Here is a 20,635-nt window from a genome sequence, read left to right as displayed (position 1 = left end):
CGGACCGGCGATCATCGCGGTCCGAGGCATCCGACAGCACCATCACCACACATCGAGGAGTCGCAGCATGACCGAGGACACACCCGACAGCCACAGCCGTCCTCCGCGCAAGCACGCACGGATCGCGCTGGTCGCGGCCGGCGCAGTCGCAGCCGTTCTCGTGATCGTGGCGGCGGTACTCGTCTGGCCGCGACCCAGCGTCGCGCCCGCTCCCCCGGATGCCGCAACCCCGAGCGCCGACGCGAGCGACGAGGGGGTGTACCGTCTCCCCGCTTCGGAAGGCGCGTTGCGGCCGGCCCTGCACCTGACGCCGGAGCAGAACTGGATGAACGACCCCCAGAAACCGTTCCTCCTCGACGGCGTCTGGCATTACTACTATCTCTACAACGCCGACTACCCCGACGGGAACGGCACCGAATGGTTCCACGCTACCTCCACGGACCTGATCCATTGGACTGACCAAGGTGTCGCGATCGAGAAGTACAAGAACGGCCTCGGCGACATCTGGACCGGCACCGCGGTGGTCGATCACGACAACACAGCCGGCTTCGGCGCGGGCGCGGTGGTCGCCATAGTGACCCAGCAGGCCGACGGCATCCAACGCCAATCGCTGTTCGTGTCTCACGACGGCGGCTACTCATTCGAACCGTTCTCCGGCAACCCTGTAATGGAGAACCCCGGCACACGCGACTTCCGGGACCCGCGTGTGCTCTGGGACGCGGAGCGTGGCAACTGGGTGATGGCCCTGGCCGAGGGTGGCAAGATCGGGTTCTACACGTCCCCCGATCTGAAGGCGTGGACGTACAGCTCGGGCTTCGAGACGTCCGGACTCGGAGTCCTCGAGTGCCCCGACCTCTTCCCGATGGCCGTTGATGGCAACCCCGACGACGTGCGATGGGTTCTGATATCCGGCGCGAACGGCAGCGCGGAAGGCATGACGACGGGGACCGTGTACTGGGTGGGCGACTGGGACGGCAAGAGTTTCACACCGCACCACGCTGAGCACCAGTGGATGGACCGTGGCGCCGACTTCTACGCGGCAGTCACCTGGGACGACCCGCGCCTTACCGCGGAGGAGCGCCTCAACGAGCGTCACGCGATCGGCTGGCTCAACAATTGGGCGTACGCAGGACAGGTGCCGGGCGATGACTGGCACGGCGGTTCGGACAGCATCGTCCGCACTGTTCGCATGACAACTCGCGACGGTGTGGCCACCCTCCTCTCCGAGCCGATTGACGAGATGAATCAGCTCGCCGGGCCTGCCCAGTCCGTCTCAGAGGCGGAAGTCGCTCCGAACGCGCCAGTCGATCTGCCTGCACCCGATGCGGACGCCTACCGCATCGTCGTCGAGATTTCTGCACCGGGCGGAGACGCCGAGTTGCGGCTGCAGATCCCCCGCGGCGATGGAGCGTTCGCCACTGTCGGATACGACTTCTCTGGTCAAACGGCGTTCGCGGTTCGCGACCAAGACGCGATTGCATCAACGATGGCGTCGGCCTATCGCGAGCCGCGCACAGCGCAAATCCCCACACACGACGGCGTGGTACGACTCGATGTGATCGTCGACAACGGCTCGGTTGAGGCCTTCGTCAATGACGGCGAGGCCAGCCTCAGCATGGTGACCGGCAGTGGGAGTACTGCTTCTCAAGGTCTTCGAGCAGCTGCGGCGCGCGGTGCTGTCACAATCCACGAGGCGACGATCACACCGCTTCGCGTCGCCCCCGTCGAGCGGATGCAATGAGATCGAAGAGGGGCCTAGGCTGAGGCGATGGGATCAGTGGCAGACGCGCCCAATGGGAAGCGCCCGCGGATCTCAGATGTAGCCCGCCGCGCCGGCGTGTCTCCCACAACGGTCTCCCACGCGTTGAGCGGCGCCCGCGCGGTGAATGCTGAGACGCGTGACCGTGTCGTTCGCGCTGCCGTAGAACTGGGATACGTGCCGGATCGGCTAGCAAGCGGGTTGCGTCGCCAGAGAACCAGCCTGATCGGTTTCATTGGGGACCACGTCGCCACCACGCCGTTCGCTGGTCAGATGATCGCGGGCGCGCGTACCGCTGGACTCGATCAGGATGCCCTCATGGTCGTTGCCGAGACGGACGGCGACCCCTCGCAGGAGCATACGCTCATCGATCGGTTGCTCGCCCAGCGGGTTGACGGCCTGTTGATCGCGCGTATGTTCCACCAGCAGATCTCGCGCCCGACGATGCCTTCCACTGTGCCCATCGTTCTCGTCGACGCGGCTCCGGAAGCAGGATGGCACGTAGACGCGATCATTCCCGACGAAGCACAGATCGCGATCCTCGCGTGTGATTTTCTGCTCCGCGCAGGGCACCGCCAAATCGCGTACGCAGGCACCAGCGATTTATCTCGGGCCGCGAGAGCCCGGCTAATCGGCGTCCGTATGGCGCTCGGCGATGCCGGTGTCCATCTCTCGCCGCAGCGGATCGTCAGCGTGGATTCCGATGCCGCAGGCGGCCGGGAGGCCGGAGCGCGGATTCTCTCTCGGGCGCACCCCCCAACGGCGGTGATCTGCTTCAACGATCAGATTGCAATGGGCGTCATGCAGGCGGCCGCCCGGATCGGGCTCCGTGTTCCTCACGACCTATCGGTCATCGGAGTCGATGACCTTCGGCCTGTCGCCGATGCGCTCGATCCGGGGTTGACGACCATCGCGCTGCCTCACGCGGCAATGGGCCGGTGGGGCATGGAACGACTGCTTGCTCGCATCAACGGTGAACTTGATTCGCCCCCCGGGCACCTTGAACGAATGCCGGGCTGGCTCGTTGAACGCGGCAGCGTCACGCCGCCCGCCGATCGCTGATCCATACACTCGAGAGCTGACGGCAAGCGGACGCCTCTGCGGAGTCTCCGGACAGCTCCCGGAATCTATCTACCGCGACCACCTTCTCAGGTAAGGCGGATGCCCAAGCCCCGGTCACCTACCGATCCGAGGGCACATCACGCTCGTGAACCGACAGCGCCTCCACCTCGAACGGCTCATCAACGCCAGCACGATCGTTCCGGCCGTCAACCAGGTCGAGCTGCACCCCGCCCTGCAGAACCGCGACGTCATCGCCGCGAACACCCGCCACGGTATCGCGACCGAGGTGTGGAGCCCGCTCGCGCAGGCTGCCGTGCTCGGCGAGCCCGCCGTCACCACGATCGCTACGGCGCACGGCAAGACTCCCGCGCAGGTCGTGCCGCGCTGGCACCTGCAGGAAGGCCGCATCGTCATCCCGAAGTCGGTGACCCCGGCACGCATCGCCGAGAACCTCGACGTCTTCGACTTCGACCTGACCGTCGACGAGCTGTCCGTGATCGACGCGCTGGACCGCGACGGCCGCACCCCGCCGAGTTCCACGGCTAATGACCGCGCTTCGATTCCGCCCTCACGACCCGCCTCGGCAGGCGACTCCTTCCTGATGCGGTCATGCGCCCATGCTCCGAAGCGCGCCTGCGCTCGGCGCAATCAGTAGAGGAGGACACGGCGGTCAAACCACCGGACGACAGGAGTGCCGGGGATGCCGGACAACGGCATCCCCGGCACTTGTGTGTCAGCGCTTGACCGTGACTGTCAGCGGGTCGCTGCGGGTCGCCCCGGCCGCGTTGACGAACTCCACCACGTAGCTGCGCTTGCCCACGGCGGCCCCGGTGACGTCGAGCACGGCGGTCTGCCCACCAGGCGTCGCAGCGGTGAGCACGCCCTCGCCGATGACCCGCCCGTCCTCAAGGAACCGGTACGAGGTCGCGTTCGTCCCCCACCACAGGTGCGCGGTGAGCCGGTACGAGCCGTCCCCGTCGTGGTTGTCGTGCCGCAGCACGGGCTTCGCAGGGTTGGCCTGAGTCACCTTGACCGTCGTGCTCATAGTCGCGGTGACGCCCTTGCTGTTGACCAATTCGCCGGTGTAAACGTACGTTCCGTTGCCGCGCCCGGTGACCGGTACGGCCGCCCGCTGCGGCGCGAGTCCGTCGTACGTGAGCGGCACGGTCGCGATGAGCGCACCGTTCTCATACAGCCGGAACGTGGAGCCGTTCTCACCCCACCACAGGTTCATCGTGACGGTGTAGTCGCCGTCGGCGATACCGGTGTCCCACCCGTTGTCGTGCGACAGGGTGCCGCGCGCCGGCGGCGCGGTGGCGGCATCCGTCGGTTCCTCAGGAACCTTGTACATCGTCGGGGTGAGGGGTGTGACAGACAGCGACTCGACGATGGCGGTGCCGCCCTCCGCCCACGCCGTGACGGCAACAGCGCCCGCCTCTGGAAAGACCTGGTCCGTGAGCGTGACCCGGCCGTCCTCGGCGAAGAGCTCCACCGACGCGCGATCGAGGTACACCTCGAACGACACGGTGCCGTCCTCGGCGAGCGCGACGGGCGCGTCCTCCACCGAGGCGAATGCGGGGTGGAACCCGACGTCTCCCGAGTCCCTCCGGTCAATGAAGACCCGGCCGAGCTCGGCGTCGTACCCGATCCGGGTGCCCGAGTCGGCGTCACCGAACACAGTGATCCCGGCGCTCTCTGCGTCACCGGGCCGCAGCACCACGTCGAGCTTGGCGACCTCGGCGTCAAGCCCCAGGTCCGCCCGGCCGTCGACCGTCACTTCAGCGACGCTGGTGGCGTCGTCGGTCTCGAGCTGGTCGGAGATCTGCGGCACCACGCGCTGGGACAGACGCGGCCCCTGCGGCGTCGACACGAGGGTCACCTCGCGGGGAAACGCCATGGAGCTCCGCCACGTGGACGTCGGAATGTCGTTGGCGTAGTCCCAGTTATTCATCCAGGCCTGCATGATCCGCGCGCCCGGCGCGACACCCTCCGTACCGAAGTACGACACGCCAGCGTAGTAGTCCCGGCCCCAGTCGACCCAGTCGTAACTCTCTAGGCGCGTGGGGGCCGCGGCATCCGCGAACATCACCTGATCGACGAGGATGTGGCCCCATCCGAACCGGTTGTTGTCGATAATGCGGATGGATGCCTCGCGCCCGGCGAACTCTTTCACGTTCCAGTTCGTCCAGTCGAGCGTCTCGCTGTCGGCGCCGGTCGCGGTGCGCACGATCTCGCCGTCGACGATGAGGTTGACAGATGTCTCGTCCGAGCGCGCCTTCGCCGGCTCGTCGCCGACGATGAGGTGGTCGAACGTGAGGTGCCCCCAGCCCCCGGTCGCCTCGTCGCGGATACGCAGGGTGGCTTGGCGGCCCTGGTACTCCGCGACATCCCACGAACGCCAGTTCAGTTGGCGCGCCTCCGGCCCGGTCTGCGTGCGCACGACCTCGCCGTCGACGACGAGCTCGGCCTGCAGGGTGCCGTCGGTGCGTTTTCCGCCGCCGATGAGGAACGAGACGAAGGCTCCGTCGAGCGCGAACGCCGGCGAAGTGAAGAGGCCGACGTTGTCGTCGCCGTTGGGACCGCCCTCCCACGTGTTCACGCGCTTCGCGCCGAGGTAATAGTCGCCGCCCGCGGTCGACGGGTTGCGCGGGGGCTCGGTCGCGAAGTCGCCGGTGATGTCCCAGCCGCTGTCGGCGAGGGCCTGGCCGTCGGGCAGCTCGAAGTCGAACACCGCGGTGCCGGCGGGCGGCTCGTTCCCGAACTGCGTGCCGTCGACGTGCGGGTGGCGTCCACCGCCGACGAGCAGGTTCACATAGTCGTCCTCGATCGTGAACGAGGGCGACTCGAGCGTACCAAGGGGCCAATCGCCATCGTTGAACCCGTTCACGAGACCCCCGCCGATGAAGCCCGACACGGGGTTCTGTCCGGGTAGCGAGCCGGTCGGGGGCGCCAGGCCCCAGGGGCCGTCCTTCCAGTTGCCGGGCTCGTTGCCGACGGTCCATCCGCCGTATGTGCCGTCATCGAAACCCGCGAACAGCGTGCCCGCGGGAAGCGCATCCGCACCTTCGGTGCTCTCGCTGTTGAAAGTGACGCCGTCGAACTCGCCGACGAAGTACTGACCTCCGCTGCCGCCGGCGACCGACCCCGGATTGAGGTTGACGACCATCACCCACTTGCTGTTCCCCAGGTCACCGTCCACGGGCAGCTCGAACAGGTCGGGGCATTCCCAGATGCCACCGGTGGAGTTGGCGGGGCCGAAGTCCGAGAGGTGCTCCCAGTTCTTAAGGTCGGCGCTCTTGTACAGCACCACCTTGTGGTCGAGCGCTTCGACGGCGGCCATCACCCAGTAGGCACCGGCCGGTCCGTCGTACCAGAACACCTTGGGGTCGCGGAAGTTGCTGGACCCGCGGTCGAGGACGGGGTTGCCGGCGTACTTGGTCCAGGTGTACCCACCGTCGGTGCTGTAGGCGAGGGACTGCGCCTGCTTGCCGGCCAGGGTCGGATGGGCCGGTTCGTACGCGCTGGTGTAGATCGCGACGAGCGGTGCGCTGTCGCCGACGCCGAAGCCCGAGGTGTTGTCCTCATCGACGACGACCGATCCCGAGAAGATGCTCTCGATCGGGCGGCCCTCGGCGTCGAATGTCTGCGGGATCGCGATCGGCTGCTCTTCCCAGTGCAGCAGATCGCCGGATGTCGCGTGGCCCCAGCTCATGTTGCCCCACCGGGTGCCCTGCGGGTTGTGCTGGAAATAGAGGTGGTACGTGCCGTCGACATGGACCATGCCGTTGGGGTCGTTCATCCAGTTCTTCTCCGGCGAGAAGTGGACCAGGGGCCTGTACTGTTCGTCGCCCGGCTCCGTCTCGGCGCCGGATGCGGGAGCCGTCGTCAGTCCGGCGAAGAGGAGCGCGGCGGCGACCGCCGCCGCGATCGCGGTGCGCCTGCGCCTGGAATTCGCGTCGCTGATCGGTTGGGGGATGTCGGCGTCGAGGTGCGGCGGCCTTGGCGGCTTCATTCGCTCTCCTTCGGGCGGCGCCGTCTCCCCGGCGCGGGGCGAGTGACAACGATGTCAGTCGCGATGGGCGATGCTAGGGACTGTCCACAGGACAATGCAAGCGCCCCTCGCCCGTTCTTTCGCGACGGGGATCGGAAACCTACGCAGGTGGCGGGATCTCGCCGCTGCCGCGAGCGATGAGCGTGGTGGGGATGAGCAAGTGGCGGGGCGGGCTGGCATCGCCTTCCAGACGCGCGAACATGCGCTCCACGGCGACCCTCCCGATCTCATGCGGATCCTGGGCGACGACGGTGACGCCAGGGTCGACGAGGTCCGCGAGCGGGACGTCGTCGAAACCGACCAGCGCGACCGTATGCTGCAGGCCGTGTGCGCGCAGCGCGTGCAGGGCTCCCACTGTGATCAGGTTCTGGCCACTGAACACCGCGGTCGGGGGGTCGTGGGACTCGAGCAGATCGGTGAGAGCGGCGCGCGCCGCCGCCTCGTCGTGCAACTCGGTGACGATCGTCGCGAGCGAGGTCGGGATGCCGGCGCGTCCCATGGCGTCGAGGAAGCCATCCCGACGCGCCTGCGCGGACTGAATCTCGAGCCGGTCGGCGAGCAGCGCGATGCGGCGATGCCCGCGAGCGATGAGATGGGTGGTCGCAGCATCCGCCCCTCCCCGATTGTCGCTCGCGACCGCATCCACGCCCACGGCAGCCGGCTCCCGGTCGATGTAGACGACGGGTATGCCGCGCCCCTCGATCGCTCCCAGATACCCCGGCCGGCGTTGGGCCGTCGTCAGGATCAGCCCGTCGACGCGACGGCGGAGGAACGCCGCGACGGCGCGCTCCTCGCGCTCGGGATCATCGTCGAGGCTCGATGCGAACACCGCGACCTCGCGCCGGAGCGAGACCTCTTCGATGACGCGGTGGATCACGCCCGAGAACGGGTTGTCGACGCTGCCGACGAGGAGCCCCAGCGTCCGTGTGCGACCGTCGGTGCGCCGCAAGCTCCCCGCCTGCAAGTCGATGTGATAGTCGAGCGCCCGCACGGCGTCCCACACACGCGCGGCTGTCGCCGGCGCCACGTTCGGCTCGTCGTTGACTTCCTGCGATCCGCATCCGACCCGACACGTTCGAGATCGCAATCGACGGCGAAGAGGTCGAACCGGCCCCGTCCGCATCTCTTCCGCTGGCCCAGCTGTACAGCATGTTCTGACGCCTCCATGGACTCCGCCACGCACACCGTCAGCCTGCTGCTGGCCGACGCACGCCTTCCCTCGGGAGGGCATGCTTTCTCGGCAGGGGTGGAGCCCGCCATCCAGGGAGGCCTGCCGCGGGCGGACGTCGGTGCATTCCTGCGTGCCCGGGCGCTCACGACCACGCGAGTCGATGCCGCGACGGCCGTCGTCGCACGGCGCGCGGGTCTGACCGGCGGGTCTTACGCGCCGGTCGAACGAGCATGGGCCGCGCGCACACCGAGTCGCGCGGCGAGAACCGCCTCGATGGACCTCGGTCGCGGACTTCTGCGACTCGCGCAGCGGCTGTGGCCGCAGTCACCGGCGATCACCGCGCTGAGCGCGCGCGGCGCGGCTGCCGCTCCCCGGCCCATCGTGCTCGGCGCGATCGCCGCGCACACCGGGCTCGACGCGGAGACGCTGGTGCGCGTGGCGGTGTACGACGACATGGCCGGCGGAGTCGCTGCTCTGCTCAAACTGGAGCCCGGTGACCCCGTCGAGGGGGTTCGGCTCGTCATGGACGCCTGCGCGGCCGTCGATCCGTTCATCGAGCAGCTCGCGATGACCGACACGCCCGCGGCGATCCCCGCCGCGAGCGCCCCCCAGGCCGAAGCGTGGACCGAACTCCACGCCGCAACGAACAGGAGACTCTTCCGTGGCTGAGACATCACACCCCTCTCGGGCCCTCCGGCTCGGCGTCGCCGGCCCCGTCGGCACAGGCAAGTCGTCGCTCATCGCCACGGTGTGTCGCGTTCTCGCCGCCGAACTCCGGCTCGGGGTGATCACGAACGACATCTACACGGACGAGGATGCCCGATTTCTTCGCTCCGCGGGCGTGCTCGCGCCCGAGCGCATCCGCGCCGTCGAGACCGGGGCGTGCCCGCACACCGCGATCCGAGACGACATCACGGCGAACCTCCTCGCCGCGGAAGACCTCGAGCGCGACTTCGCACCCCTGGACGTTGTGCTGATCGAGTCGGGCGGGGACAACCTGACAGCGACCTTCTCCCCCGCGCTCGTCGACGCGCAGATCTTCGTCCTCGACGTCGCCGGCGGCGGGGACGTCGCCCGCAAGGGTGGTCCGGGCATCGGCCGTGCGGACCTGCTGGTGGTCAACAAGACAGACCTCGCGCCGTACGTGGGCGTGGACGTCGCGCAGATGGTGACGGATGCCGAGGCAGCGCGCGAGGGCCGTGCCGTCCTCGCGCTGTCACGGCATGACGCGTCCTCCGTCGCGGCGCTTCGCGCGTGGGTCCTCACCGTTCTGGCGAGTCACCGCGCGGGCACGCATGTCGCGCAGGACCCGGGACCGATGGCGCCGCACTTCCACGCCGACGAGGAGCACCCCGACGGCGGTTTCGTGCATGCGCACGAGGAGAACCAGAGGCTCGGGACCGACTTCGGACACCAGCACTCGCACGCTCACGCCGGTGCGCGCGGGGAAGCGACCGAGTGACGCCCACGCGCATCGCGGTCATACCCGGCGAGCCGCGCGCGCGTGTTGAGCTCACCGTCGGGGCTCTCGCGCCGCGGCTCATCTCCCGCGAAAGCGCACGAGCTCACGTCGCCGTCGCTGCGGCCGGGATGGTGCTCCTCGGCGGTGACCGGGTGGACATCGAGATCGACATCGCCCCCGGCTGCACACTCGAGATCGAAGACGTGGGGGGAACTGTCGCCTACCCCGGCCCCCGGTCGACCTGGAACCTCTCGGTCCGCATCGGAGCCGGTGGAGCGCTGACATGGGACGGTCTCCCCTTCGTCGTCACCACGGGAGCGGACGTCCTGCGCAGAAGTTCCCTCACTCTCGGCGCCGATGCGCGAGCTGTCATCCGCGAAACTCTCGTGCTCGGCAGGCACGGAGAGCACGGCGGCCGACTGGTTTCGGAACTCGCGGTGACCGACGACGAGGGCCCTCTCGTCGTGGAGCGACTGGACGTGCACGGCGATGCGCCGGAGCCCGGCGTTCTGGGTGACAACCGGGTGCTCGACGCGGTGATCGCGATTGGTTTCCGTCCGCCGACGCGAGCCGCCGACCTCGAGTTCGCCGGGGCCGGAGCGATGGCCCGACACCTTTCCGATCACACTCACGGCTCACCGTTGGACGACGTATGGGGCAGCTGGGTCGCACACGCGGAGAGGTCCCGCCATGACGTCACGGTCTGACGCGCCCGCGACCCCGCGCATGCGAGGCGGCACGATCGGTGTCATCGCTTTCATCATGCTGCTGCACGGGCTGGGGTGGGGGGTGCTCATCCTGCTCGTGATACCCGCCGGCATTCCACTCGGCGGGGCCAGTGCGAACGGGAGTGGCGCGCTGGTCACGCTGGGCGTCGGGTTGACCGCCTATGCGCTCGGCGCTCGGCACGCGTTCGATGCCGACCACATCGCGGCGATCGACAACACGACACGCCGCCTCGCGGAACGGGGCAGATCCGCCAACACAGTGGGCTTCTGGTTCTCACTCGGACATTCGACGGTCGTCGTGGTTCTGTGCATCCTGCTGACGCTGGGGATCGCCGCAATCGGCTCGTCGCTCGCCGATGAGTCTTCCGCACTTCGCACCTGGACCGGAGTGATCGGGCCGGTCGTCTCCAGCCTCTTCCTCATCGTGATCGCAGCGGTCAACGTCGCCACACTGCGCCGCCGCCACGGACATCTCGGTGGCCCCGTCCTTCGACTGCTCGGACCGTTCGAAGCAGCGGTCGATCGGCCTTCGCGGATGTACGCGGTCGGGCTCTTGTTCGGTCTCGGCTTCGACACCGCGACCGAGATCGGGCTGCTCACCCTGGCCGGCGCCGCCACACTCGGAACCGTCCCATGGTGGGCGACGCTCACCCTTCCGGTCCTGTTCGCCGCAGGGATGAGTGCGTGCGACACCACCCAAGGCGCAGTGATGCGACGCGCCTACGGCTGGCAGACGGGCGGCAGACGGTCAGGCGCCATCTACGCGCTCGCGATGACAGGACTGTCCGTGATCGCCGCCGTGCTGATAGCGACCGTGCAACTCGCGGGGGTACTCGTCGAAAATGTCGCCCTTGCGGGTCCCCTTGAGTGGCTGGCCTCCGTCGGCATCGATGGCCTCGGGTTCGTGCTGACCGGCATACTCCTGGCCACGTGGGGTGTCGTGCTCGTCACCGCACGAAGAGGTTTCACGCAAGTCAAGTGACGCTCTTTGGCGAGGTTGATGCTGCCGGCCGGTTGCCGCACACAATGCCGCGTCGACCGGACCGCGGTCTATCCACTATGGGCAGAAGCGCGGCAGCGGCTACCGTCGCACCCACGCCGACCAGCACACGGGATACATCGATCCCCCGTCTACGCCTCCCTACGCGTTCGGTCGCCTATCGTCCACCACCTTTGGATACAAGACCATCGCAGCTCAGTCCTCTCGGTGCCGACCGACGGCGGAACGATCCGAGTCGGGGTTGGGTTTGCGCCGGGCTCCTGCTCGCGCTCTTTGGCCTCGTCTTGTCGGATTCGGCCTTAAGTTCCGCATCCGTGACTGGTCGAGAAGGCGCGGGATCGCGCGTCCGGCGGATGCGCCACCCGTCCCAGACGTCGGCTCGACCTGACGCTGCCGACACGCCGCGCAAGTGCGGCTCGCACGTCCTGCGCTCGTCGAGGTACCCTCATCGCGCAGTGCCCGATTGCGGATCGCATGGGGGCGTGAATCGGGTTGTTGATCGCGTACGCTCGCGGCATGGAGCCGTACACCCCGGTCGAGCTCGCGCGTCTTCTCGGATACAGCAACGAGGCTCGGCCTGGACTCGTGGTCCGCAAATACCTCCGCGCCACGTATCCCGATCACGTGAAGAACTCCCGGTGGGAGCTGACCGAAGCGGAAGCCGCCGACGTGCTCGCGAACGTTCCGAGAGCTCAACTCGGAAGCAACATGTAGCCTCCCTCGCGTCACGCCAGACTGGTGAGCGCTGCGACGGTCCATCGGTTCCGTGCTGCCCCGGACGCGGACGTCAGGTGCCAGGCGTGGCAGGACCGGCAGGGGTGTATCCCAGCCTCGCCTCGCTCTGGATGCTCGCGGTGGATACGGCGGAGTGCACGCGCGGCGCTCGCTGGTGTCGGATACGGGCGTTTCTGGCAGGCGGGCATCGCCGCTCCCTTCATGTGAGGAAACGACGCGCTTCGGCCTAGCCTGCCGACCAACGTCCGAGCCTGCGGCTCTATCCAACCCAGGCCCTGCGGGATGCCAGTCCGGACTTACACCGAGATCAGCATGCCCGACGCGGCCACGAACCCGCAATCAGCGCCCGAGTGCAAGGTGTCATCGCCAATCGAGGCCGCGAGCCTCCAGGCATGCCTTGGCCATTGGTACGTCGAGCGAGTAGCGCTCGACGTACCAATGCGGGCCGGCGATGGTGATGAATCGACCGTTCGGATCCTCGTGGGCGACGATCTCCTCGAGCTCGTTTTCGAACGCAGCCTCCTGCAAGGGCCAACACCCTCGGCACTCGTGTCCGTCATCGATGATTCGGTACGCCATGTGAACCCTTCTGCAAAGCGGTGCCGTGCAAGTCGCTATCGGTGTAGGGGGAATGTCTCGGTGAGCCGGCGGTACACGGTATCCGCATCGATCGAGGCTCCGTTGGCGGGAATGATCCGATTCACGAGCAGTCGGGGCCACACGACGTGGATCCCGCCGACGATGAAGTCCCCGCCGATGAGCGGCCAGTCCGCCTCAACGAAGCACAGCACTCCGGTCACCGTGACCGCCGGATCGGCGATGGCGTCCCTCACACTTTCGACCTGAGTCGTGACGCCGGCGACGAGTTTCGTGCCATCGCGCCCGCCGATCCGCAGCGATTCACTACGTGGACGGATCAGGCCACCCTCAACTTGCAATCTGGGGCGCCTGCCTTTGTAGCGCTTCGTGTCGATGACCCAGACCCCCGTCGGCGTGACCACGATGTGATCGATGTTGGCACGTGTGCCGGGGATCCGGCGGTCGTGAAGGACACGCGCCGTGTCGGGGAGTTCTTGGAGACGCGATGCGAGAAGTTCCTCACCGACTGCGCCACGCTCCCATGCCCTTGTGCTCTGCGGCTCGTCCGTCAAAGCGAGGATCAGCCACCCAAGCTTGGGGTGGCTGCTTCTGATCCGTGATTCGCGGGCGTTCTTGCGTCTCTCGTACTCGCGGCGTGCAGAGCCGCCGGCGATGTCTGCTGCCGGCTCGGTCACGGACGGGCATGCGACGCATCGCACCGTCTTCGTCGCGCGCTCGTATATGGCCTCCCGCCCAGCGCGCAGATCGTCGCCGCACAACCGACAAGTGCCGGCGTACCGCAGCCGCATCTGCTTGTCCGCACTCGCCGACTCCTCAGTCACGCGCCGAACCTAGCAGTCGATGCCGACCTCGCACTGCAGCGGCTCAACTTGGTCGCGGGACGGCAACCGCGACACAGTCGACCGCACCCGCATCGCGGGTACCCCATGGTGCAACTGTCCGCACGTGAGTCCGTCAGAGCGAGATCTCAGGTCCGCGTTTGGCGAGGTCGGTCGTGAGCCAGCGGAAGACGGTGATCGACGACGTCGGCGACGCAACACTCGCCCTCAGGTAGCCACGGCTCGCGAACTCGAGCGCGTGACGGCGGGGCTCCGTGTGCACGTCGAGCGGCAGCATCCCACCCCTGAAGCGCGCCCGCGAGACCTCAGCGACCCGCGCACGAAGCTCCACCTCGTGTTCGGCGAAGTACTCCTCGGCGATCGCGAGGATCTCGCGGACGACACGACGGTTCTCCGAACGCTCCTGCATCGCGTGAACCAACTCGGGTGGGGTCGGCACGTCTTGCTCTCTGATGCGAGCGACTTCCTGACCACTGCGCCTTTTCGCGAAGAACTCGTCCGCTGCAGCGTCGTTGTGGCGTCGATCCGGAGCGTGCACCCGGTGGAGCTGTCGCTCGGGTAGCCCGGCGCGTGCTCGGCGACGCGCGAGGCGCCTCGCTTCGTTCTCGCGCTCACGATACGTCGCACGCTGTTCAGGAGTGGGCGACCAGGCCGAGTCCCGCCCGCCGGCCCTGGCGCGGTCGACGGCGCGGCGACGGGCCTCATTCGCCTTCTGAGGGTCGGCCGCCTCACGTGCGCGACGACGCTCGGCGATCGCGTCCCGATTCCGGTGGTAGTAGTCGCGCTGAGCCTGCTTGTACGCCTCGGGATGCTTCTGCTTGTACCGCTCGCGCGCTCGCTGGCGCTCCTCTGGGTGCTCCTTCGCCCACGCCGTCGCGCGATCGATGCCCTTCTGGCGTCGAGCCTTCTCCTCGCGCTCACGTTGCGCGCGATCACGCTCACGCTCACGGTTCTTGCGACGGATGTCCTCGCGATTGCGCTCCCGGTACTCGGCGTAGTAGCCCGGGTGCGCGTCGTTCCAGGCCTTCCGCTGTGCGGCCAGGCGGGCCGCACGCTCTTCATCACTCGGGTGGGTGTCACTCATGGTCATCTGCGACGAACACGCCGTCGAGCTCCGCGAGCGCAGTGAACAACTCTTCGCGCGTCGCGGTGGGGTCCGTGATGGCGCGCGCGAACAGCTCGGCGATCCGGCCCCGTTCGGCGTCGGACACGTCACCGAGCCGCGCCAGACACCAATCGATGTCCTCGTCGAGGCTGTAGCTCGGATCATCCGCCTCGATGCCGGGGTAGTAGAGGAAGGCGAGCACAGCTACGTGCTCCAGGACGGCGTCAGCGCGCTCACGATCGCTCATGGCAGGAAGGTGCACATGGCGCGCCCAAGGGACGCCCGGCGGTGTCTGTGACCCGTTCTACGCTCATGGGTGTTCGGCTGGAGGAGGAGACCCAATGGCCGAGTCGAGCCGATGGCACCCGATCATCGCGGCGAGGGAAGGTCCGCCGGGCACGTGGAGCTTGCTCGACGGGTTCGAGCGCGTCTATGGCACCATCGAGATCCGCCGCGTGAACGCCACCGACGTCCGCTACCGCGCCACCTTCCAGGGAGAGGTCATCGGCTGGTCAACGAGCCTCAACGTCGCCTGCGAGCACGTACACGCCGCGTTCATTCAAGCCCATGGGCCGAGAGGTGGACCGATCGCGAGTTGGGGCCGAAGCGCCCCGAACCGGTAGGTCGATCCTCTCCTACGCGGCTTCGGTGTCTTCCTCATCGAGGAAGTCGAGCGCCGGATCGTCAGCCGCCCCGTTGTCTGTCGAGAGAAGCGAGGTGTCCGGATTCGTGCGGCGCAGAGTCCGTTCGAGGATTCCTGCTGGCCCCCGGTCCACGGTGCGGTCGGGCTCGATGTAGTGCCCCTCTGTGATCGCCGTCGATCCGTGGCCGAGGAAGGTCGCGGCAGCGTCGGCGCTCGCACCTCGCGCGATGACCGTGGCGCCCGTGCGCCGATACCAGCGAAGGGTGATCCCCTCCCCCGCGAGATCCGCCAGCTCGAGAAACGCGCGGAAGGTCCGCCGCACGTTGAACGGGCTGAGAGGCTTGCCTGCGCGGTTGGCGAAGATCGTCCGTTGATGGTCACTGGTCGGGATGCCGGCGAGGCGTGCGCGAAGCACGGCAGCTGCGAAGTCGGGGACCGCGATGCGGCGGATTGAGTGCTCGGTCTTCGGGTGATCTTGACGCACAGCGCCGCTCCCCGTTCGCAACACGACCGTCCCTTTCACCGAGATCGTCATCCCACTTGGACCGTCATCGACGTCGCACACACGGAGGGCAAGGCACTCGCCGATGCGGAGCGCGGTGCCGAGAAGCACTTCGATGATGTCGCGCACCTGACCATCGGGCTTGGGGCCCTTGACGTCGGGACCGGTGCGCCAGCGACCTGCGGCGTCACGGATCGCGTTGATCTGGTCGACCGTCAGCGCCTGCGGCTCGCCCTTGGGTCGGCGGAGTGGGCTGGTGCCCTGCACGGGGTTGCGCGGAATCGCATCGTGTCGGAGCGCAAACCCGAACAGAAGATTGAGCATTGTCCGCGAGTGCTTCGCTCGGGAGAAGGACACAGCGGCCTCAGAACGCAGAAACCATTCGACGCGCCCGGTCGTGATCTCCCCCAGAGTGAAGTGCTCGAACTGCGGCAACACATGGAGGCGCAGGTCGTCGCGGTAGTTGTCCTTCGTTCCCTCAGAGAGCTTCTGCAGCGCGAGGTCCTCCAGCCACAGTTCGGCGAGGTCACGGAACGAGCTGGTGAGATCAAGCAAGCCACCCGTACCAAAGCTCGGCCGTTCGAGCAGTCGCTGCTTCAACCTCGCCCGGGCCGCCGAGTCGGTGCGCGCGGCACCGGTCACTCTACGCAGGCGCCCGTCAGCGTCGCGAATGCGCGCCAGCGCCACGTAGGACGTTCCGCGCCTGGTCACGCTGATGGTCCCGTACGAACCGATCAGGGTGCGTGGCCGCCCACCGTTCACGATGCGCCGCCGGCGTGGCGCTGCTCGTCGGCGAGCTCCATGCGCTCGACCCACGCGTCGATCTCGCTCTCGCGAAACCGCAACTGGGTGCCGACACGGAACCCGCGGGGGCCGCGCCCCTTGCTGCGAAGGTCGTAGATCGTCTGGACGGAGACCTTCAGCTGCGCGGCAAGCTCAGCGAGCGAGACATAGTTCCCGTGTCCCGAATCTGAAGTGCTGACGCCGTCCATATCGCGAAGGTGCGCGGGCTGTGCCGCGTACCTTCCAGATACTCCGAGAAGGCTCGAAAGCGCCCTGCGGCGACTCGGCGAAGTGTCCAGTAAACGACTACCAAACATTCCAACTCCCTGATCAGGGAGTGAAGTTTCGGTGCTTTACCGGGAGTTTTGGTGGACCTGAGGGGACTCGAACCCCTGACCCCCTGCATGCCATGCAGGTGCGCTACCAGCTGCGCCACAGGCCCTCCGTCGCCGCTCGCGGCAACCCCACTAGATTACTACACGCCGAGGGGTGCCGCGAACCACGACGCCTATTGCGCGGTGGTGTGGGTCGGAATGTCCACCGCGATGACGGGGCAGTCCTTCCACAGCCGCTCGAGGCCGTAGTACACCCGCTCCTCCTCGTGGAAGATGTGCACGACGAGGTCGCCGAAGTCCAGGAGCACCCAGCGGGACTCCTGCCGGCCCTCACGGCGCAGGCGCTTGAAGCCCGCCTGGAGGAGCTGGTCCTCGATCTCGTCGGCGATCGCCGCGACGTTGCGCTCACTGCGGCCGGTGACCAGCAGGAACGCGTCGACGAGCGGGAGGGGCTGGGAGACGTCGAAGGCGACGAAGTCCTCCCCGCCCTTGGAATCCGCGGCGGCTGCCGCGATCTGCACCATCCGGTGCGATTGTTCGCTTGCTGCCATCAGAACACTCCTGTCACGAAGGCGAGGATGAGGACCCCCGCCAGGGCGAGCGCGAGGACGCCCGCCGTGATGGCCAGCGCCATCATCAATTTGCTGCCCTTCTCCGGCGCCGGGGGACGGATGATGTCCTCAGCGCTCTTGATGGTGCTGACCGCCGCGCTGGCGGCGATCGGCGTCGGAGAGGAGGCGGAAGGGAGCTCGCCGTCGAGCAGGACGGCGTCGACGTCCTTGCCGTCGGCGGAGCCGGGGACACGTCCGGTGGAGCCGTAGGTGTCCGGGAGGGCGAAGGTGCCGGTGATGAGCACCTCGCCGGTCGCGGCGACGGGAGAGACCAGCGATCCGGTCTCGGGCGTCTGCGAGAGGATGAGCGCGTTCGCCGTCGACAGGGACGCGCCGCCGTTGCCGCCGCGGGGCAGCATCTGGTCGAAGGATGGCGGCAGCGCGATCTCGATGTCGACCTCGGCGGGCTCATCGCTGCGCCCGAGGCCGAACGCCGCACCGGCGACAGCGGGCGCGGCCTCCTCGGGCTCGGCTGCGTCGGAGTGCTCGCCGGGCTCGACGGGCTCGGCATCTTCGGCCGCCACGGGCACGGAGTCGTCGGACGCCGGTGCCTCGTCGACCGCTGTCTCCGCTGCCTCCGCCGATGCCGGTTCTGCGTCCTCGGCCACGTCCGGTTCCGCCTCGATGACCGCCGTGACGGGGCCGGTCGACGCGGAGTCCTCGGGAGCGTCGTCGCGCGTGGCGACGAGCTCCTCGACCGGGTCTCCGGCATCCTGCCCGGCGGACCCGGCGGCCCCGTCGGCCGGGGCGTCGCCTGCCGGAGCGGCGGACTGCACGGGGATCGCCGCGGTGCGGAGCCGCTCCTGCTGACGGGCGGCGCGGCGGGTGAGGGCGTGGCCGCCCAGGTCGACGGCCGAGTCGGCGATCGGCGCCTCGGGGATGTCCACGGGCACGGCGGCGCGCGGAAGCGGTGCGACCGGCGCGGACGCGGGCGCGGGAACCTCCGCCGGGGCCTCCGCCGCGGCATCCGTCACCGGGGTCTCCCCGGTCTCGGCGCGTGCCATGTCGGGCGTGATGATGGGGGTCGATGCGGTGTTGCGTATTTCGCGCAGCTGGCGGCGGGTCAGCTGAGGAGTCTCCGGCTGGTCGGGTGTGCTCATGCCTCGCTCCGGTAAAGGTGGTGCTTCGCAATGTATTGGACGACGCCGTCAGGGACGAGGTACCACACCGGGTGTCCGCGTCCGACGCGGGCCCGGCAGTCCGTCGACGAGATCGACAGGGCGGGGATCTCGAGCATGCTCACATCGTCGGTGGGCAGTCCTGCGGTGCTCAGGACGTGCCCCGGTCGGGAGACGGCGACGAAATGAGCGAGGTCCCAGAGTTCATCATGGTCCCTCCAGCTGAGAATCTGCGCGATGGCGTCTGCGCCGGTGATGAAGAAGAGCTCCGAGTCCGGTCGCTGCGCGTGCAGATCACGGAGCGTGTCGATCGTGTAGGTCGGGCCCGTCCGATCGATGTCGACCCGGCTGACGGTGAACTGCGGGTTGGATGCGGTCGCGATCACCGTCATCAGGTAGCGGTGCTCGCTGGGCGAGACCTTCTCCTTCTGGTACGGGATGCCGGTCGGCACGAAGATCACTTCGTCGAGGTCGAACGACTGGGCGACCTCGCTGGCCGCCACCAGGTGCCCGTGGTGGATCGGGTCGAACGTTCCGCCCATCACACCGATGCGCGGGGCGCGCGTGGCTGCCATCCGCGCGGCCTAGTGGTGGTGCCCTGCCTGGAGTTCGGCGCCGTGAGCCTGCGCGTACGCCTCCGCCTTGTGGGCGTGGCGGTTGGCCACGTTGCGGTAGGACAGCGTGACGAAGCCCAGCAGCAGGAAGACGACGAAGGCGATGATGCCGAAGACGAAGGTCTCCGCCTGGACGTTGCCGTGGTGCTCCTCGGTGGCGAGGGCGACGATCGTGGCGAGGGTCATTCGTGCTCCGTTTCGGTTCGGGTGGCGCTCGGCCCAGTTTAGGCGGTCAGGACCGGATCTGCCCGGACCCGCGGGCGAGCCACTTCACACTCGTGAGCTCAGGGAGGCCCATAGGCCCGCGCGCGTGCAGCTTCTGCGTCGAGATGCCCACCTCCGCACCGAAGCCGAACTCGCCTCCGTCGGTGAACCGCGTCGAGGCGTTCGCCATCACGACGGCGGCGTCCACCTCGGCGAGGAACCGCTCGGCGTGGGCATCGTCGGTCGTGATGATGGACTCGGTGTGCTGTGTGGAGTACGTGCGGATGTGCGTGAGCGCCTCGTCGAGGTCGTCGACGATCCGCAGCGAGAGGTCGAGGCTCATGTGCTCGGTCGCCCAGTCCTCCTCGGTGGCGGGCACGATGCCGGGCGCGAGGCGCCGGGCATCGGCGTCGCCGTGCACCGTGACGCCGGCGCTCTGCAGCGCCGCGACGACGGGCGGGACGAGCCGCTCGGCGGCGTCGCGGAGGACGAGGACGGTTTCGACGGCGTTGCAGACGCTGGGCCGCTGCACCTTCGCGTTCACGACGATGTCGCGCGCCCAGTCCAGCGGCGCGGACGAGTCGAGCACGATGTGCACGACGCCGGCTCCCGTCTCGATGACAGGGACCGACGACTCGGCGACGACGGTGCGGATGAGCTCCGCACTCCCCCGCGGGACGAGCACGTCGACGAGTCCGCGGGCGCGCATGAGCTCGCGGGCGCCGTCGCGGCCGAAGTCGTCGACGGTCTGGATCGCCTCGGGGTCGACTCCCTGCGCGGCCAGGACGCCCCGCATCACGGCGATGAGGGCGGCGTTGGATGACTGGGCGGCGCTGCCGCCGCGCAGGACCACGGCGTTCCCGGCCCGGAGGGCGAGCGAGGCGATGTCGACGGTGACGTTGGGGCGTGCCTCGTAGATCGATCCGATGACGCCGAACGGCACGGAGACCTTCTGCAGCCGCACGCCGCCGGCGATCGTCCGCTCCTCGAGGACCCGTCCGACCGGGTCGGGCAGGTCGGCGACGTCGCGCACGGCGGATGCCAGGGCGTGCACGCGCGCCTCGTCGAGGCGGAGGCGGTCCTGCAGGCCGGCCGAGAGGCCGTTCGCGCGGCCGCGCTCGAGATCCTCGGCATTGGCGGCGACGATCTCCGCCGCCGCGGCGTCGATGCCGTCCGCGATGGCGCGCAGCAGGTCGGCCTTCTGCGCGTCGGTGAGAAGCCCGACGCTCCGCGAGGCGTCCTTGGCCAGCAGCATGCGCTCCCGCGCGGTGGCGGCGATGACGGTCATCCCGCCAGTCTACCGAGGCGGGGCG

Annotated in this window: 22 protein-coding genes and 1 tRNA gene; 9 read left to right on the top strand and 14 right to left on the bottom strand. The window is 68.3% G+C overall.

Going from position 1 to position 20,635, the window contains the following annotated elements; translation table 11 throughout:
- Positions 1-67 precede the first annotated feature (67 nt).
- The 3 genes from MSA03_RS12380 (at position 68) to MSA03_RS12370 (ending at position 3,476) form a co-directional block, all read left to right on the top strand.
- Positions 68-1,741, top strand: a complete 1,674-nt coding sequence (locus tag MSA03_RS12380) for a glycoside hydrolase family 32 protein (protein ID WP_147051230.1) — start codon at positions 68-70, stop codon at positions 1,739-1,741.
- A gap of 27 nt (positions 1,742-1,768) precedes the next feature.
- A complete protein-coding gene (locus tag MSA03_RS12375) occupies positions 1,769-2,821 on the top strand; it encodes a LacI family DNA-binding transcriptional regulator (RefSeq protein WP_147051229.1) in 1,053 nt (350 codons plus the stop codon).
- Positions 2,822-2,966: 145 nt separating this feature from the next.
- On the top strand, positions 2,967-3,476 hold the full coding sequence (locus tag MSA03_RS12370; protein WP_244946417.1) for an aldo/keto reductase: 510 nt from the start codon (positions 2,967-2,969) through the stop codon (positions 3,474-3,476).
- Positions 3,477-3,554: 78 nt separating this feature from the next.
- Here MSA03_RS12370 and MSA03_RS12365 read toward each other — a convergent pair whose 3' ends face one another.
- Both MSA03_RS12365 and MSA03_RS12360 read right to left on the bottom strand, forming a co-directional pair.
- On the bottom strand, positions 3,555-6,833 hold the full coding sequence (locus MSA03_RS12365; protein WP_147051227.1) for a GH32 C-terminal domain-containing protein: 3,279 nt from the start codon (positions 6,831-6,833) through the stop codon (positions 3,555-3,557).
- Between the two features lie 139 nt (positions 6,834-6,972).
- Entirely contained in the window at positions 6,973-7,995 is a 1,023-nt protein-coding gene (locus MSA03_RS12360; protein WP_147051226.1) for a LacI family DNA-binding transcriptional regulator, read from the bottom strand.
- A 42-nt stretch (positions 7,996-8,037) separates the two neighbouring features.
- Here MSA03_RS12360 and MSA03_RS12355 point away from each other — a divergent pair, with 42 nt between their 5' ends.
- The 5 genes from MSA03_RS12355 (at position 8,038) to MSA03_RS12335 (ending at position 11,947) form a co-directional block, all read left to right on the top strand.
- On the top strand, positions 8,038-8,712 hold the full coding sequence (locus MSA03_RS12355; protein ID WP_147051225.1) for an urease accessory protein UreF: 675 nt from the start codon (positions 8,038-8,040) through the stop codon (positions 8,710-8,712).
- On the top strand, positions 8,705-9,505 hold the full coding sequence (gene ureG, locus MSA03_RS12350) for an urease accessory protein UreG (RefSeq protein WP_147051224.1): 801 nt from the start codon (positions 8,705-8,707) through the stop codon (positions 9,503-9,505). The genes MSA03_RS12355 and ureG overlap by 8 nt, the downstream gene beginning before the upstream one ends.
- The gene (locus MSA03_RS12345) at positions 9,502-10,212 is read left to right on the top strand and encodes an urease accessory protein UreD (protein WP_244946416.1); all 711 of its coding nucleotides are present in this window, start codon (positions 9,502-9,504) and stop codon (positions 10,210-10,212) included. Before ureG ends, MSA03_RS12345 begins: the two co-directional genes overlap by 4 nt.
- 19 nt (positions 10,213-10,231) lie before the next feature.
- Positions 10,232-11,215 (top strand): HoxN/HupN/NixA family nickel/cobalt transporter, encoded by a 984-nt coding sequence (locus tag MSA03_RS12340; RefSeq protein ID WP_218028819.1) that lies wholly within the window; start codon positions 10,232-10,234, stop codon positions 11,213-11,215.
- 534 nt (positions 11,216-11,749) lie between these two features.
- Complete coding sequence (locus MSA03_RS12335) at positions 11,750-11,947, top strand: hypothetical protein (protein ID WP_147051222.1); 198 nt, start codon at positions 11,750-11,752, stop codon at positions 11,945-11,947.
- 381 nt (positions 11,948-12,328) lie between these two features.
- Here the strand turns inward: MSA03_RS12335 and MSA03_RS12330 are convergent, their stop codons facing one another.
- From MSA03_RS12330 to MSA03_RS12315, 4 genes are all read right to left on the bottom strand, one after another.
- Positions 12,329-12,547 (bottom strand): hypothetical protein, encoded by a 219-nt coding sequence (locus MSA03_RS12330; RefSeq protein ID WP_147051221.1) that lies wholly within the window; start codon positions 12,545-12,547, stop codon positions 12,329-12,331.
- A gap of 35 nt (positions 12,548-12,582) precedes the next feature.
- Positions 12,583-13,389, bottom strand: coding sequence for a nuclease-related domain-containing protein (locus tag MSA03_RS12325; protein ID WP_244946415.1), 807 nt, complete (start codon positions 13,387-13,389; stop codon positions 12,583-12,585).
- Between the two features lie 133 nt (positions 13,390-13,522).
- Positions 13,523-14,491 carry a hypothetical protein gene (locus MSA03_RS12320; RefSeq protein WP_147051220.1) on the bottom strand — a complete coding sequence of 323 codons (969 nt, stop codon included), beginning with the start codon at positions 14,489-14,491 and terminating at the stop codon, positions 13,523-13,525.
- A complete protein-coding gene (locus MSA03_RS12315; protein WP_147051219.1) occupies positions 14,484-14,714 on the bottom strand; it encodes a hypothetical protein in 231 nt (76 codons plus the stop codon). Before MSA03_RS12315 ends, MSA03_RS12320 begins: the two co-directional genes overlap by 8 nt.
- A 139-nt stretch (positions 14,715-14,853) precedes the next feature.
- Between MSA03_RS12315 and MSA03_RS12310 the strand changes: the two genes are divergently transcribed.
- Positions 14,854-15,135, top strand: coding sequence for a hypothetical protein (locus tag MSA03_RS12310; protein ID WP_147051218.1), 282 nt, complete (start codon positions 14,854-14,856; stop codon positions 15,133-15,135).
- 12 nt (positions 15,136-15,147) lie between these two features.
- On the opposite strand, the gene MSA03_RS12305 is transcribed toward MSA03_RS12310, so the two are convergent.
- The 8 genes from MSA03_RS12305 to MSA03_RS12270 form a co-directional block, all read right to left on the bottom strand.
- Positions 15,148-16,344: a site-specific integrase gene (locus tag MSA03_RS12305; RefSeq protein WP_170245504.1), complete on the bottom strand. Its 1,197-nt coding sequence runs from the start codon at positions 16,342-16,344 to the stop codon at positions 15,148-15,150.
- A gap of 71 nt (positions 16,345-16,415) precedes the next feature.
- Entirely contained in the window at positions 16,416-16,649 is a 234-nt protein-coding gene (locus tag MSA03_RS12300) for a helix-turn-helix transcriptional regulator (RefSeq protein ID WP_147051216.1), read from the bottom strand.
- Between the two features lie 157 nt (positions 16,650-16,806).
- Positions 16,807-16,882 (bottom strand) — tRNA-Ala (locus MSA03_RS12295).
- A gap of 66 nt (positions 16,883-16,948) precedes the next feature.
- Entirely contained in the window at positions 16,949-17,326 is a 378-nt protein-coding gene (gene rsfS, locus MSA03_RS12290; protein WP_028495529.1) for a ribosome silencing factor, read from the bottom strand.
- On the bottom strand, positions 17,326-18,486 hold the full coding sequence (locus MSA03_RS12285) for a hypothetical protein (protein WP_147051215.1): 1,161 nt from the start codon (positions 18,484-18,486) through the stop codon (positions 17,326-17,328). The genes rsfS and MSA03_RS12285 overlap by 1 nt, the downstream gene beginning before the upstream one ends.
- On the bottom strand, positions 18,483-19,079 hold the full coding sequence (nadD, locus tag MSA03_RS12280; RefSeq protein ID WP_028495527.1) for a nicotinate-nucleotide adenylyltransferase: 597 nt from the start codon (positions 19,077-19,079) through the stop codon (positions 18,483-18,485). The genes MSA03_RS12285 and nadD overlap by 4 nt, the downstream gene beginning before the upstream one ends.
- Before the next feature lie 9 nt (positions 19,080-19,088).
- The gene (locus MSA03_RS12275) at positions 19,089-19,304 is read right to left on the bottom strand and encodes a hypothetical protein (protein ID WP_028495526.1); all 216 of its coding nucleotides are present in this window, start codon (positions 19,302-19,304) and stop codon (positions 19,089-19,091) included.
- Between the two features lie 46 nt (positions 19,305-19,350).
- Complete coding sequence (locus MSA03_RS12270; RefSeq protein WP_147051214.1) at positions 19,351-20,610, bottom strand: glutamate-5-semialdehyde dehydrogenase; 1,260 nt, start codon at positions 20,608-20,610, stop codon at positions 19,351-19,353.
- Between the last annotated feature and the right edge of the window lie 25 nt (positions 20,611-20,635).

Origin of the sequence: Microbacterium saccharophilum, from assembly GCF_007992455.1 — a bacterium.
In the GTDB taxonomy this organism is placed as follows: domain Bacteria; phylum Actinomycetota; class Actinomycetes; order Actinomycetales; family Microbacteriaceae; genus Microbacterium; species Microbacterium saccharophilum.
Note: the sequence above shows the minus strand (reverse complement) of the source record. Positions and strands in the feature narration are given on the sequence as shown.